The sequence below is a fragment of the Phycicoccus avicenniae genome (assembly GCF_018139485.1).
Classification (GTDB): Bacteria; Actinomycetota; Actinomycetes; order Actinomycetales; family Dermatophilaceae; genus Phycicoccus; species Phycicoccus avicenniae.
In genome coordinates this window covers 136,534-150,515 of sequence record NZ_JAGSNF010000020.1, presented here as the reverse complement: position 1 = coordinate 150,515, position 13,982 = coordinate 136,534, and the positions used below count along the sequence as shown (strand labels likewise).

14 protein-coding genes are annotated in these 13,982 nt (G+C 72.4%); 8 read left to right on the top strand and 6 right to left on the bottom strand.

What is annotated here, in order from left to right:
• Nucleotides 1–814: TIGR01777 family oxidoreductase (locus KC207_RS14300; protein WP_211603983.1), on the top strand; the 814-nt coding region annotated here is incomplete at its 5' end.
• 34 nt (nucleotides 815–848) lie between these two features.
• Here KC207_RS14300 and KC207_RS14295 read toward each other — a convergent pair.
• Nucleotides 849–2,408: a protein kinase domain-containing protein gene (locus KC207_RS14295; protein ID WP_211603982.1), complete on the bottom strand. Its 1,560-nt coding sequence runs from the start codon at nucleotides 2,406–2,408 to the stop codon at nucleotides 849–851.
• 68 nt (nucleotides 2,409–2,476) lie between these two features.
• On the opposite strand from KC207_RS14295, the gene KC207_RS14290 reads away from it, so the two are divergent.
• Complete coding sequence (locus tag KC207_RS14290) at nucleotides 2,477–3,202, top strand: Type 1 glutamine amidotransferase-like domain-containing protein (RefSeq protein WP_211603981.1); 726 nt, start codon at nucleotides 2,477–2,479, stop codon at nucleotides 3,200–3,202.
• 45 nt (nucleotides 3,203–3,247) lie between these two features.
• Here KC207_RS14290 and KC207_RS14285 read toward each other — a convergent pair whose 3' ends face one another.
• A complete protein-coding gene (locus KC207_RS14285; protein ID WP_211603980.1) occupies nucleotides 3,248–5,503 on the bottom strand; it encodes an MMPL family transporter in 2,256 nt (751 codons plus the stop codon).
• Between the two features lie 72 nt (nucleotides 5,504–5,575).
• On the opposite strand from KC207_RS14285, the gene lipB reads away from it, so the two are divergent.
• The 3 genes from lipB to KC207_RS14270 are packed head-to-tail and all read left to right on the top strand — an operon-like array spanning nucleotide 5,576 to nucleotide 8,072.
• Complete coding sequence (gene lipB / locus KC207_RS14280) at nucleotides 5,576–6,214, top strand: lipoyl(octanoyl) transferase LipB (protein WP_211603979.1); 639 nt, start codon at nucleotides 5,576–5,578, stop codon at nucleotides 6,212–6,214.
• 51 nt (nucleotides 6,215–6,265) lie between these two features.
• Nucleotides 6,266–7,291, top strand: a complete 1,026-nt coding sequence (gene lipA, locus KC207_RS14275) for a lipoyl synthase (protein ID WP_211603978.1) — start codon at nucleotides 6,266–6,268, stop codon at nucleotides 7,289–7,291.
• Between the two features lie 58 nt (nucleotides 7,292–7,349).
• A complete protein-coding gene (locus KC207_RS14270) occupies nucleotides 7,350–8,072 on the top strand; it encodes a DUF4191 domain-containing protein (RefSeq protein ID WP_249138757.1) in 723 nt (240 codons plus the stop codon).
• Nucleotides 8,073–8,141: 69 nt separating this feature from the next.
• Here KC207_RS14270 and KC207_RS14265 read toward each other — a convergent pair whose 3' ends face one another.
• Nucleotides 8,142–8,618 (bottom strand): aromatic ring-opening dioxygenase LigA, encoded by a 477-nt coding sequence (locus KC207_RS14265; RefSeq protein ID WP_249138756.1) that lies wholly within the window; start codon nucleotides 8,616–8,618, stop codon nucleotides 8,142–8,144.
• Between the two features lie 141 nt (nucleotides 8,619–8,759).
• Nucleotides 8,760–9,197 (bottom strand): RDD family protein, encoded by a 438-nt coding sequence (locus tag KC207_RS14260; protein WP_211603977.1) that lies wholly within the window; start codon nucleotides 9,195–9,197, stop codon nucleotides 8,760–8,762.
• A gap of 191 nt (nucleotides 9,198–9,388) precedes the next feature.
• Between KC207_RS14260 and glnA the strand changes: the two genes are divergently transcribed.
• Nucleotides 9,389–10,813 (top strand): type I glutamate--ammonia ligase, encoded by a 1,425-nt coding sequence (gene glnA, locus KC207_RS14255; protein WP_211603976.1) that lies wholly within the window; start codon nucleotides 9,389–9,391, stop codon nucleotides 10,811–10,813.
• A gap of 57 nt (nucleotides 10,814–10,870) precedes the next feature.
• Here glnA and KC207_RS14250 read toward each other — a convergent pair whose 3' ends face one another.
• Entirely contained in the window at nucleotides 10,871–11,944 is a 1,074-nt protein-coding gene (locus KC207_RS14250) for a site-specific integrase (protein ID WP_211603975.1), read from the bottom strand.
• Between the two features lies 1 nt (nucleotide 11,945).
• Nucleotides 11,946–12,554, bottom strand: a complete 609-nt coding sequence (locus KC207_RS14245) for a hypothetical protein (RefSeq protein ID WP_211603974.1) — start codon at nucleotides 12,552–12,554, stop codon at nucleotides 11,946–11,948.
• Nucleotides 12,555–12,640: 86 nt separating this feature from the next.
• Between KC207_RS14245 and KC207_RS14240 the strand changes: the two genes are divergently transcribed.
• Both KC207_RS14240 and KC207_RS14235 read left to right on the top strand, forming a co-directional pair.
• Nucleotides 12,641–12,823 carry a helix-turn-helix transcriptional regulator gene (locus tag KC207_RS14240; RefSeq protein WP_211603973.1) on the top strand — a complete coding sequence of 61 codons (183 nt, stop codon included), beginning with the start codon at nucleotides 12,641–12,643 and terminating at the stop codon, nucleotides 12,821–12,823.
• 313 nt (nucleotides 12,824–13,136) lie between these two features.
• On the top strand, nucleotides 13,137–13,871 hold the full coding sequence (locus KC207_RS14235; RefSeq protein ID WP_211603972.1) for a hypothetical protein: 735 nt from the start codon (nucleotides 13,137–13,139) through the stop codon (nucleotides 13,869–13,871).
• The last annotated feature ends 111 nt before the right edge of the window (nucleotides 13,872–13,982 follow it).

Genomic DNA, 13,982 nt, shown 5'->3' with positions numbered 1-13,982 from the left:
CGACGAGGTGGTCCGTCTGGTCCGCCGGGAGCCCTCCGGCCCCGACGAGGTGCGCTGGGACCCCTCCTCACGGCATCTCGACCCCGCCGTGCTCGACGGGGTCGACGCCGTCGTCAACCTCGCGGGCGCCGGGGTCGGCGACAAGCGCTGGACGCCGTCGTACAAGCGGGAGATCCTCGCCTCGCGGGTCGACAGCACGACCGCGGTGGCCGAGGCCGTCGCCGCCTGCGACCACCCGGTCCGGCTCGTGTCCGGGTCGGCCGTCGGCGTCTACGGCGACCGGGGCGACGAGGAGCTGACCGAGGCCTCGGCCCCGGCCGACACCTTCCTCGCCGACGTCGTCCTGGCGTGGGAGGCCGCGACGCAGCCGGCCGTCGACGCCGGTGCCTCGGTGGCCTTCGCGCGCACCGGGCTCGTCCTCACCGCCGACGGCGGCGCGCTCCAGCCGCTCGTCCGCCTCGGCCGCTTCGGCCTCGCCGGCCCGCTGGGGTCCGGGCGGCAGTACTGGCCGTGGATCACGCTGGAGGACGAGGTCCGGGCCCTCGTGCACCTCCTCGACCACCCGGAGGTCACGGGGCCGGTCAACCTCACGGCCCCCGCTCCGGTGCCGCAGAAGGAGGTCGCGGCCGCCGTCGGGCGCGCCCTCGGCCGCCCCGCCGTCCTGCCCGCCCCGTCGTTCGCGCTGCACCTGGCCGTCGGGGAGTTCGCCGGGGAGATCCTCGCGAGCCAGCGCATCGTCGGGGTGGCGCTGCAGGAGTCCGGGTTCGGCTTCACGCACGCCGACGTCGACGCCGCCGTCCGCGCGCTCGTCTGACGCGCCTCGCTCGGCGCCCTCCGGGGACCGGCCGTCACTCCTCGTCCCGGACCTCCACGACGCGCCAACCGTCCCCGGTCCGCACGAGGTCGACGACGACGTCGGCCACGACGGCCTCCGTCCTCCGTACCGTCTCCTCGTCCGTAGAGCCCACCACGGTGTAGCCGCTCGTCCCGAGACGGGCGCGCAGCACCGCTCGGTCCTCGCCCGCCGACACGACCCGGACCCCGGCCACGGAGTACGACAGCCCCTCGAGCCGGGTCCCTGCCTCCGCGAGGGAGCGCAGCCCGTCCTCGTCCCGCTGCCGGAGCGGTCCCGGCGCGAGGGCCGCGTCCAGCGCCGCCGCGTCACCGGTGGTCCAGGCCCGTGCCCGCGCCGCGGCGAGGTGCCGCAGGAGGCCGGTGGGATCGGTGCTCGGGGCGTCGGGCACCATCGCCGGGTCGGGCGCCGTCGCCGGGCCGGGCCCGGGCGACGCCGTCCGGCTCGTGCCCGGGTCCTCGCCGACGACCGTCGCCGGGCCCCTCGTCCCCGTGCCCTCGCCGACGACCGCCGCCCACCCCGCCGAGCCCAACCCGAGGACCGCCGCGGCGGCGAGGGTCACCGCGGCGAGCCGTCCGCGGGCCCGCGCCGCCACCCACAGCGCCGGGAGCCGGGGCAGGCCCGGCAGCACGGGACGGGAGGGCCGTGGCAGGGGACGCCGCCCCCTCCGTCGCGGCACCCCCTCCGGCTCCCCCGTCCCGGACGGCCGCTCCCCCGCCGCCGCCCGCAGCCGGTACGTCACGCTCGTCACCTCGTCGTCGCCGTCGACGAGGTGCAACGGCTGCGCGGGCGCCGCGTCGAACAGGGCGGCCGCGAACGCGTCGGCGTCCGGGCGATCGGCCGCGGACCCGACGACTGCCGACTCGACGAGGGCGAGGAGCCCGGCGACCTCGGGCCCCCCTCGCACGGTCTCCGCGAGCGGCCGCCGCAGCCCCGGAGCCCCCGGCACGGCCCCGCTGAGGCACAGCCACCCGAGTGCGCCGAGGGCGTAGACGTCGGAGGCCGCCGAGACGTCGCCCCCGAGCAGCACCTCGGGGGCCAGGTGACCCTCGGTGCCCCAGACCGCCGTCGGCGCCTCCCCGAGGGCCCGCCCGAGCCCGAGGTCCGCGAGCACCGGACGGCCGTCGAGGTCGAGCAGGACGTTGCCCGGCGAGACGTCGCCGTGGACGACCCCGGCCGCGTGCAGCCGCCCGAGCGTCGCGGCCACGGGGGCGAGGACGGTGACGACCTCGCCCGGCGTGAGATGCCCCCGCGCCCCGACGAGGCGCGCGAGGCTGCCGCCCCGCTGGAGCGGCATGACGAGCGCGGTCCGCCCGTCCTGGAGCGGGACGCACGCCTCGACGACGAGCAGGTGCTCGGCCGCGACCCGCGCGGAGACCGTCGCCTCACGGACCGCGGCCGCCGCCACCTCGGCGTCGGCCGCGCAGACCTTGACGGCGACCCGGCGCCCGTCGGCGACCCGGGCGGCCTCCCACACCTCGCTCGTCGCGCCCCGGCCGAGGACGCTCCCGAGCTCGAAGCCGGGGACCTGCGGGGTCGGGGTCGTCGCGCTCACCCCTCCAGGCTGGCCGATCGCGCCCACCGGGCCGCGGGGTTTTCCACAGGGGTCCTAGGGTGGGCGCCATGCCTGCCGACCAGCCCACGATCCTCGCGACCTCCGGCGGCTACCGGATGGGTGAGCGGACCCGTATCGAGTTCGACGCCCTCGTCCACCACGCCGTCGACCTCTCGGGTGCCCACGGCCGCCGGCCCCGGGTCACCTTCGTCGGCACGGCGAGCGGGGACCCCCGGTGGTTCTCCTACGAGGCGATGGAGGCCGGGCGGCTCGCCGGCTTCGACGTCACCGTCCTCGACCTCTTCCCCATGCCGAACCTCGACGACGTGCCCGCGCACCTCCTCGAGCAGGACGTGGTCTGGGTCAACGGCGGCTCGGTCGCGAACCTGCTCGCCGTGTGGGACGTCCACGACCTGCGTCCGGCGATGCGCGACGCGTGGGAGGCGGGGGTCGTCCTCTCCGGGGTGTCGGCCGGGTCGATCTGCTGGTACCGCGGCGGGACGACCGACTCCTTCGGGCCGGAGCTGCGCGCCGTGACGAACGGGCTGGCCCTCCTGCCGTACGGCAACGGCGTCCACTACGACTCCGAGTCCCGGCGCCGGCCGCTCGTCCACTCCCTCGTCGGCGAGGGGACGCTCCCGGTCACCCACTGCACCGACGACGGGGTCGGCCTCGTCTACCACGGGACGGACCTCGTCGAGGCCGTGAGCGAGCGGGACGGCAAGGGCGCCTACGTCGTCGAGCGGGTCGGCGACGAGGTCCGCGAGGAGCGCATCGACCCCCGTCGGCTCTGAGCCGCCCGGTCGCCCGACCGCACGGTCGGCTCGGGGCCCTGCCGCTCAGTCGGTCCTGTCCACCGCCGCCGGGTCCGGGTGGGCCCCCGCCGCGTGCCGGCCCGGCCCGGAGTCCCCGCCGTCGGCGACGAGCCGCGCGGGCCACCACACCCGCGGCCCGATGTCGTAGGACATCGCCGGGACGACGAGCGAGCGGACGACGAAGGTGTCGAGCAGGACGCCGAAGGCGACGATGAAGGCGATCTGCACGAGGAAGACGAGCGGCAGGACCGACAGCGCCGAGAAGGTCGCCGCGAGCACGATCCCGGCGCTCGTGATGACCCCACCGGTGACCGCGAGCCCGACGAGGATGCCCGGTCTCGTCCCGCGGACGATGGACTCCTCGCGCACGCGGGTCATGAGGAATATCGAGTAGTCGATGCCCAGCGCGACGAGGAAGACGAAGCCGTAGAGGGGGATCGCCGGGTCACCGCCGGTGAAGCCGAGCACGTGCTCGAACACGAGCGCGGACACCCCGATCGTCGCGCCGAAGGAGACGACGTTGGCGACGACGAGGAGGAACGGGGCGAGCAGCGAGCGCAGGAGCAGCGCGAGGACGACGAAGATGACCGCGAGCACGGTGGGGACGATGACCGTGAGGTCGCGGGTGCTCGCGTCGAGGACGTCGAGGTTCGTCGCCGCCTGGCCGCCGACGAGGGCGTCGGTGCTCACGTCGTCGAGCTCGGCGCGCAGCCGCTCGACGGTGTCCTCGGCGCCCTGGCTGTCCGAGGCGTCGGTCGTCGTCGCCTGCAGCAGGACCATCCCGTCGACGACGGGCGGCGGCTGCGCGGGGGCGTCCGGCGTCGGCGGCTGCACCCCGAGGAAGGCGCTCTCGATGCCCTCGTCGTCGGTGACGGTCTGCAGCGCCACCTGCGCCTCGTCCTCGGGGACGACGACCTGGAGCGGGGTCGCGGACCCGCCGGGGAAGTGCTCGGCGAGCACCCGCTGGGCCACGACGGCGTCGGTGTCGGACAGGAAGGTCTCCTCGATCGTCGCCCCGCCGGCCTCGAACTGCGGGACGAACGCGGCCGCACCGAGCAGGACGAGGAGCGTGCCGGCCCAGACCCGCCGCGGACGCCGCTCGACGAGCCCGGCGACGCGGCCCCACAGGGTGCGGGACCCGACGGCGTCCTCGGCGTGCACGTGGTCGATCTTCGGGGCGAAGGGCCAGAAGGCGGCACGGCCGAAGATGAGCAGGACGGCCGGCAGGAAGGTGAGCGAGGCGAGCAGCGCACCCGCGATGCCGAGCGCCCCCACGGGCCCGAGCCCGGAGGTGCTCTGCAGCTGGGCGAGCAGGAGGCAGAGCAGCCCGAGGATGACGGTCGCGGCCGAGGCGGTGACCGGCTCGACGGTCCCGCGCCAGGCCCGCTTGAGGGCCACCCACGAGCTCGGCTCGTCGTGCAGCTCCTCGCGGAACCGGCTGACGAGCAGCAGCGCGTAGTCGGTGGCGGCGCCGACGACGAGGATGAACAGGATGCCCTGGGACTGCCCGGAGAGGGTGATGACGTCGGCGGTCGCGAGCTGGTAGACGACGAGCGAGGCCGCGCTCAGCCCGAGGACGGCGCTGAGCAGCACGGCGACGGGCAGGACGGGGCTGCGGTAGACGACGAGGAGGATGACGAGGACGACCGAGAGGGCGACGAGGAGCAGCAGGCCGTCGATGCCCGCGAACGCCTCGGAGAAGTCGGCGATGAGCCCGCCCGGACCGCCCACCGACGCCTGGAGCCCCGCCGGCTCGAGGACGTCCGCGACCTCCTCGCGCAGCACCTCCGCGCCGACGGCGAGCGGCGTCGTCTCCCCCTCGGCCTCGCTGCCGCGCTCCCCGTCGAGGGGCACGGCGACCAGGGCCGCCTCGCCGTCCTGGGAGGGCACGGGGACGATCGGGGTCCCGCCGACGAGGTAGTCCCCGAGGGTGCCGCCGATCTCCGGCAGCTCCAGGCCCGGCACGTCGGCGACGAACTCCTGGAGCGCCGCGTTGTCCTCGGCGGTCAGCTGCCCGCCGTCGGCCCGCTCGACGACGACGAGGTAGGGCAGCTCGGTGCTGTCGCTGAACCGGGCCACGACCTCCGACACCCGCGTCGACTCGCTGTCCTTGGGCAGGAACGAGGCGTTGTCGTTCTCCTGCACCCCGGAGAGCTGACCCTGGACCTGCCCGCCGACGGCGCCGACGACGAGCCAGAGGAGGACGACGACGACCGCGCCGACGAGGACCGGTCGGGGGCGGCGGGCGGCGCGCGCCGGCCGCTCGGAGGTGTCCGTCATGGGAGCAGCCTAAGAGAGACCTGAGAGCGGCCGCCGCACGGTCGGTCCGACGCCCCGGCGTACCGTGGGGCCATGCGCATCGTGCACCTGGGCTTCGCTCCCGACCTCGTCGACTACGAGGAGGCGTGGGAGACCCAGCGCCGGGTGCACGCGCAGGTCGCGGACGGGACCCTCGAGGACACGGTGCTGCTCCTCGAGCACTATGCCGTCTACACCGCCGGCAAGCGGACCGAGCCGCACGAGCGCCCGACCGACGGCACGCCCGTCGTCGACGTCGACCGCGGGGGCAAGATCACCTGGCACGGCCCGGGGCAGCTCGTCGGCTACCCGATCGTCCGGCTGCCCGAGGTGCCGATCGACGTCGTCGCCCACGTGCGGCGGCTCGAGGACGTCATGATGCGCGTCTGCCGCGAGTTCGGCGTCGAGACCGTGCGGGTCGAGGGCCGCAGCGGCGTGTGGGTCCTCGCCGACGAGCGGGGGCCCGACCGCAAGCTCGGCGCGATCGGCGTGCGGGTCAGCAAGCGGGTGACGATGCACGGCTTCGCGCTCAACTGCGACGCGGACCTCGGGTGGGCCGACCCGATCGTCCCGTGCGGCATCGCCGACGCCGGCGTGTCCTCGCTCACCCGTGAGGCCGGCCACGTCGTCAGCGTCCAGGACGTCCTGCCGTACGCCGAGAAGCACCTCGTCGACGTGCTGACCGGCGGCTGACCGACCCCCGCCGGTTCGGGGACCGTCGGACCACGGGCGTACCCTGGAGGGGTGACTGTCGCACCCGAGGGACGCCGTCTGCTCCGGGTCGAGGCGCGCAACGCCGAGACCCCCATCGAGCGCAAGCCGGAGTGGATCCGCACCACGGCCAAGATGGGGCCGGAGTACACCCAGATCCACTCCATGGTGAAGGGCCAGGGCCTGCACACCGTGTGCCAGGAGGCCGGCTGTCCCAACATCTTCGAGTGCTGGGAGGACCGCGAGGCCACCTTCCTCATCGGCGGTGACACCTGCACGCGGCGGTGCGACTTCTGCGACATCGCCACGGGCCGCCCGCAGCCGCTCGACCCGGACGAGCCCCGCAAGGTCGCCGAGTCCGTCGCGACGATGGGCCTGCGCTACGCCACCGTGACCGGTGTCGCCCGCGACGACCGCGCCGACGGCGCCGCCGGCCTCTACGCCGAGACGATCCGCCAGATCCACGCGCTCAACCCGAACACCGGCGTCGAGATCCTGCCCCCTGACTTCGGCGCCAGGCCCGAGCTCGTCTCGCAGGTCTTCGACGCCCGACCCGAGGTGTTCGCGCACAACCTCGAGACCGTCCCGCGGATCTTCCGTCGGATCCGCCCCGCGTTCACCTACGAGAAGTCCCTCGCGGTCCTCTCGATGGCCCGCGAGGCCGGTCTCGTCACGAAGTCCAACCTCATCCTCGGGATGGGCGAGGAGGACCACGAGGTCGAGGGCGCCATCCGCGACCTGCACGACGCCGGCTGCGACATCCTCACGATCACCCAGTACCTGCGCCCCTCGCCGATGCACCACCCGATCGACCGGTGGGTCAAGCCCGAGGAGTTCGTCCACTGGTCCGAGGTCGCCGAGGAGGTCGGCTTCAAGGGCGTCATGGCCGGGCCGCTCGTGCGCTCGTCCTACCGCGCGGGCCGGCTGTGGGCGACGGCGATGAAGCGCTGGGGCCGCCCGATCCCCGAGCACCTGTCCCACCTCGAGCAGGCCGCCGCCGACCCCGCGCGCCAGGAGGCCGCGTCGTTGGTGGCGAAGGCCCGCCGCGCCGTATCCTGAGGTGCCCCCGTCCGCGTCGCCCGCGGACGCCGCGAGTACCCCAGGAGCACTGACCCCCGTGTCGGACCAGCCGAAGAAGACCGGACGCGTCGCCGAGATCCGGCAGGCGTACACCGCCCTCAAGTCCCTCGACCCCGCGCTCGGGCGCTGGATGCTGGGCGTGGCCCTCGCCGTCGCGGCGGTCGTCGTCGCCGTCGGCTTCCTCATCGGCGGCTGGTGGCGCTGGTACGGCCTGCTCGTCGCGGTCCCGACCGCGGCGCTCGCCGCGACGATCGTCATGAACCGCCGCGGCAACAAGGCGATGTACGGCGCGCTCGAGGGCAAGACCGGTGCCACCGGTGCCGCCATCGGCAACCTCGGCAAGCGCGGCTGGTACACCTCCCAGGAGCCGGTCGCCATCGACGGCGCCCGCGGCACCCGACCCCAGGACATGGTGGGCGCGGCGATGGTCTTCCGGGCGCTCGGCCGCCCCGGCGTCGTCCTCATCGGTGAGGGTCCGGTCGGGCGCGTCCGCAAGATGCTCAAGCAGGAGGAGAAGAAGGTCGCGCGGGTGGCCCCCGGCGTCCCGATCCACCTGTGGGTCGTCGGCGACGGCGACGACGAGGTCCCGATCCGCAAGCTCGCGAGCCGGCTCACCCGGATGCGGCCGCAGCTGAGCAAGGCCGAGGTGTCCGTCGTCAACAAGCGGCTCACCTCGCTCGGTGGGCTGCGACCCCCGATCCCCAAGGGCGTCGACCCGACGAAGGCGCGGATGGACCGCAAGGCGATGCGCGGCCGCTGACCCCACGGGCGCGCGAGTCGGCCCCCGGCACCTGCAGGTGCCGGGGGCCGCGTCGTGCTCGCCCGGCCGTCAGCCGGCCGAGCCGCGCCGGGCCAGAACGGTCCCGACGAGGACCTGCGTGGCCCCGACGCCCATCGCCATGAGGCTGACGCCGAAGGCGAGGACCGAGGTGAAGAGCGAGGCCCGCAGGAAGGAGCCGTTCATCACCGTCGCCCGCAGCGGGTCCTCCCGGTCCAGCTCGGCGTAGGTGAGGCCGCCGGACATCTCGAGCGAGTGGTGGTTGATGATGTCCGCCTGCGAGAAGGCGGTGAGGGGACCGTCGACGGCGTCCCCGGCGAACCAGCGGGCGTCCTCGGCGACGGTGATGTTCTCCGCGGCCAGCTGGCTCTGGACGAGACCCCAGGTGGTGGCCCCGCCGACGAGCATGACGGCGCCGACGAGGGCGACGACCCATCCGGCGATCCGGGTGAAGCCGCGGCCCGCGGGACGGCGGCCGGCGTCCTCGGTGGGGGTCGGGGTGGTGGCGGTGGCGGTGGTGCCGGTCATGGCGAGCCCTCCTGCTCGACGTGCTCGGGGCGGGTTCCCCGGCACCTCCATTGTGCTACTACAAGACGTAGTACTACAAGCGATAGGAGTATGGCCCGGGTCACATCCTGGGTTGGAGCGGCGAAGGCTCCGGGCTGTCGGTCAGGACACCGACGGGCGCGGCCGGAGGATGCGGGTGCCGGCGAGCGAGTCGTGCAGCTGGCGTCCGTCCCCAGACGGGACGAGGGCGGGGACGACGAGGCAGACGAGCGCCGCGCGCACGACCGCCTGGAGCAGGAACGGGCCGGGCCTGACCTGCCAGACCTGCAGGCCGACCAGCCGGTGGCCCACCGTCGACCCGGTGAGCCCGACGAGGACGACGTTGAGCGCGAAGAAGACCCCGAGGACGGCCCACGAGCTCTCGGGGATACCGAGCAGCAGGTCCGGCTCCTGCCCGTCGAGGACGAGGTCGTAGGGCAGGAGGAGGAACGTCACGAGGACGCACAGCAGCCAGTCGACGACGAAGGCCAGCAGGCGACGGCCGGGACCGGCCTCGGCCGGGGCGTCGGAGGCGTCCTGCGAGCGGTCGGCGGTCGGCACGGAGCCCAGGGTACGGGCCCGACCCGCCGGTCCACGCCTCGGGCGCGGCGTCCCACGTGTTGATACGGTGCTGTGCGTTACACCCGTGAAACACCCGGGTCACCAGTGGGAAACCGCTCGCACCTAGGTTCAACGCCAATGCCTCAGGGCTGGGCCCGACAGCCCCTTGCACCGAACCAGGAGGTTCAGCATTGTTCAGCTCCGCTGACGAGGTCCTCTCGTACATCGAGAAAGAGGACGTGAAGTTCGTCGACATCCGGTTCTGCGACCTTCCGGGGATCATGCAGCACTTCAACGTGCCGGCCCACACGGTCGACAAGGACTTCTTCACGAACGGCCAGATGTTCGACGGGTCCTCGATCCGCGGCTTCCAGGCCATCCACGAGTCCGACATGAAGCTCATCCCGGACCCCACGACGGCCTACCTCGACCCGTTCCGGGCCGAGAAGACGCTCATCATGAACTTCAGCATCGTCGACCCCTTCACCGGTGAGCCCTACGCCCGCGACCCGCGCAACATCGCGGCCAAGGCGGAGGCGTACCTGAAGTCCACGGGGATCGCCGACACGGCCTTCTTCGGTGCCGAGGCCGAGTTCTACGTCTTCGACGACGTCCGCTTCGAGACGAAGCAGAGCTGCGGCTACTACTTCATCGACTCGGTCGAGGCCGCCTGGAACACCGGGCGCGCCGAGGAGGGCGGCAACCGCGGGTACAAGACCCGCTACAAGGGTGGCTACTTCCCCGTCCCGCCGGTCGACCACTTCGCCGACACCCGCGACAAGATCTGCCTCAACCTCGCCAAGGTCGGCATCGACGTCGAGCGCAGCCACCACGAGGTCGGGACCGCGGGCCAGCAGGAGATCAACTACAAGTTCAACACCCTCCTGCTCTCCGGCGACGACATGATGAAGTTCAAGTACGTCGTCAAGAACACGGTGTGGGAGGGCGGCAAGACCGCGACCTTCATGCCGAAGCCGATCTTCGGCGACAACGGCTCGGGCATGCACACCCACCAGTCGCTCTGGAAGGACGGCGAGCCGCTCTTCTACGACGAGCGCGGCTACGGCGGCCTGTCCGACATCGCGCGCTGGTACATCGGCGGCCTGCTCCGGCACGCCCCGGCGCTGCTCGCCTTCACGAACCCGACGATGAACAGCTACCACCGTCTCGTCCCGGGCTACGAGGCCCCGGTCAACCTCGTGTACTCGGCGCGCAACCGCTCCGCCTGCGTGCGGATCCCCATCACGGGTGACAGCCCCAAGGCCAAGCGCATCGAGTTCCGCGTCCCGGACCCGTCGTCCAACCCCTACCTGTGCTTCGCCGCGCAGCTCATGGCGGGCCTGGACGGCATCAAGAACCGGATCGAGCCGCCGGAGCCGGTGGACAAGGACCTCTACGAGCTGCCGCCGGAGGAGATCGAGAACATCGCCCAGGTCCCGGCCTCGCTGCCGGCCGTGCTCGACGCCCTCGAGGCCGACCACGAGTTCCTCCTGGAGGGCGACGTCTTCACCGAGGACCTCGTCGCCGCGTGGATCGACTACAAGCGGGTCAACGAGGTGGACCCGATCCGCTTCCGTCCGCACCCGCACGAGTTCGAGATGTACTTCGACATCTGATCCTCGCACCCCCTCTGACCTGCGAGTTCTCTGGGTGATGAGTCTCCTAGTCCGCGGCTAGTCCGCAACTCGATCGGTCACCGAGTCCGCCCGTGCTGCCAGCACCTTCGCAACGGCAGCGCGGGCGGACTCGTCTGCGTCGGGCCACATGTGCCCGTAGGTGTTGAGCGTGGTCATCGCGCTCGCGTGCCGAAGCCGGCGCTGGACGACCTTCACGTCCGCGCCCGAGCCGATGAGCAGCGACGCGAAGTAGTGCCGCAGGTCGTGGAAACGGAAGCCCTCGGGCATCCCCTCCACACGCTTCCTGGCACGGCGTACGGCCCGCTCGAGCGCCCACGGGCCGAGAGGTCGCCCGGCGAGGTCAGCGACCACCGTGGCGCCCCCGTGACGGGCCACAGCCGATGACAGCGTCAGTGCGAGCTCCTGCGGGATCGGCACCGGCGTCCGCGACGTCTCAGACTTCAGCGGCTCGGACGGCCACTGCACCTCGGGTGAGACCACGCCCCGCATGAAGTCGACGTCCTCGACGCGCAGCGCGCTCACCTCGGACGTGCGGAGTCCCGCGAACGCCCCGAGCAGGATCGCCGGTCGGAAGTCCTCGTCGACGGCGTCGTGGAGCGCCCACACCTGATCCGTGGTCGCGACGTAGGGCCGCTGGGAGCCTTGCCCGGGCGAGGTGCGCCGGCTGCACGGAGAGCGCGGGATGAGACCGTCGTGCGCGGCGTCGCCCATGATCTGAGCGAACCGGCGGTAGGTCGCGTACACGTAGCTGTCGGACAGCCCCTCGGCCTTTAATGCGGCGGTCCACGCCTTCACTTGTGAGGGCCGCACGTCACCGAGGCGGACCGGGCCGAACGCCTTCTCGATCTGCCCGATGTGCACCTTCGCCTGCCGCACGGTCGAGGCTCGGCGGGTGGCGTAGCCCTCGAGCCACTGCGTGCACCACTCCCCCACGGTCATCCGGGCGTTGCGGGGGTCGACGTGCGTCCCGGACACGAGGGCCGCGGTCTGCGCGTCGATCCACTTCTGCGCGTCGACCTTCCGGCCGAAGTGCCGAGCGTGTTCCTTGCCGGCCGCGTCGCGGTATCGGGCGCGGTACTTCCCGTCAGGTCGCTTCTTGATGCTCGCCATCTCATGCCCTCTTCTGTCCACGTTTGGTCGGTGGCAGCAGCCCTCTCTTACGGGCCCTTGAGACGTACTCGGCTGCCATGCGCTGGGAGACCTGAAAATGGTGCTCAACAGCCTTGGTGGGGTGCCGGTCGATGTTTGACCGGTACACCCGCGCCACACGCTCGAGCAGTTCCGGCGTGATGTCGCGAGAGGTGCGCCCCGCCCTACGGCGTCCGATGAACCTGAGAGCCTCGAGGTAGGCATCTGAGCCCTCGAGGGGCGGCTCAACGATTGATTCGCCATCTGGGCCTCGCTGAGCTCGGAAGGTAAACCCGGCCACCAGTTCCTCCACGAGCGCCGACACCTCGACTTCTCGGAAGTCGGCCTGTCGGATTCCCTGTGACTCCGGATCCGATGCGCGGAAGGCGAACTCGACTAGGCGCGGAACTCCATTCCGGTTCACCTCCACGCGCGCGAAGCCTTCTGGGTCCGGCCCGTCGTTCGGCCGACCGTTCACGGATATCTCCAGCCACGTGGGGATCCAGTGATCCTCGAGCACGACGTACTCGCGCGAAACGCGCAGACGGGCGGCCTGGTCTCCCAGAACTATCCAGTCCGTACCGTTGGGCATGTTGCTAACTATGCACTCAACTATGCATCGTTGTCAACGGAGACGGTCCGCAACCACGCGGGGTCACCGTTGAACAGGAGGAAGGCATGGCGAGGAATCTGACGACGGAAGAGGTCGCGGAGCGCTTCCGCACATCGGTCGAGACTGTCCGCTACTGGCGCCACGTCGGCAAGGGTCCGCAGAGCTTCAAGGTCGGCCGTCGCGTCTTGTACGCCCTCGACGACGTCGAGGCGTGGGAGCGCGCGGCGCGTGAGGTGTCCGTCGCGTGAGCATGGGCCCCACACACGAAGTCCGCCCCCGGGGGCGAACCGAGGGCGGACGAGAGTCACTGGCTGGCGACTCCCACAGTCTGACACGGCTCGTCGGTGCTGCCGCGGAGCGACCCACTGAGGACGAGGTCGCAGACCTCGCGGACGGCATTAGACGAGGGCGCGGCTGGCTGCCGGCTCCCCCGTCGCGCCCGTGCTCGTGGTGTGGTGCTGGGGCTGACGAGCCGTGTCTGTCCGTGAGCCGACGTCCGGCCCGTGCCCGTCGGCTGTTCTCCTCTCCGGACGGATGCCACCCGTCGAGGCGTGATACCGCATGACGTGGACACGTATCGGCGACGACTGGCCCGACCGCCCGGCGGTGCTCGACCTCTCCCGCTCGGCCCGCCTGCTGCTCCTGGAGCTCACGGTCTACTGCAACCGGCACACCACCGACGGGCGCATTCCAGAGGCGGCAATCCCCCGCAACACCGACGCCGAGGACTGGCGCGGTGACCTCGAGCAGCTCGCCGCCGCCGGCCTCGCCGAGCAGGTCGACGAGCGCGCCTGGCAGGTCGACTGGTCCGACCAGGAGAGTGCCGAGCAGGTCAGAGCCCGCAAGGACTTCAACGCCGCCAAGCAGAAGCGCTACCGCGACCGGAAGGCCCGCCACGAACGCGGCGACCACTCCGAGTGCGATCCCAGGTTCTGCAAGGCCGTTACTCGTAACGCAACCCGTAACGGAGACGGTGACGTGACCAGCCTCGTTACGCCTTCCCGTCCCGACCCGTCCCGACCCCTAGGGAGGGACAGGGAACAGGGGGCCGAGACCGGCTCCGCTGGGGCTCCGCCGACTCGGCCCACAGGGGCAGGAAGCCTCTGCCCGCACGGCGTGCCGAACGGCATCTACCGCGGCCAATGCCCACACGAGGACTGCACCGAGGAATGGCAGAACCTCCAGAGCTGCGCCTCCGGCTCATGCCACGCACAGCAGGTGCTCGGCGTCGACGCCTGCACGGGCAAGGCGTGCTGGCTGCGAGACGAATGGCCCCAAGAGCGGGAGGCGTCATGACGTGCCAGTCCTGCGGCGGCATCGCCACCGAACGCCCCGCCCTCTGCGACGACTGCCGAGCCGAACGCGCCATCCACGGACGCGCCAAGGCCGTCCAGCGCCGCCTCACCC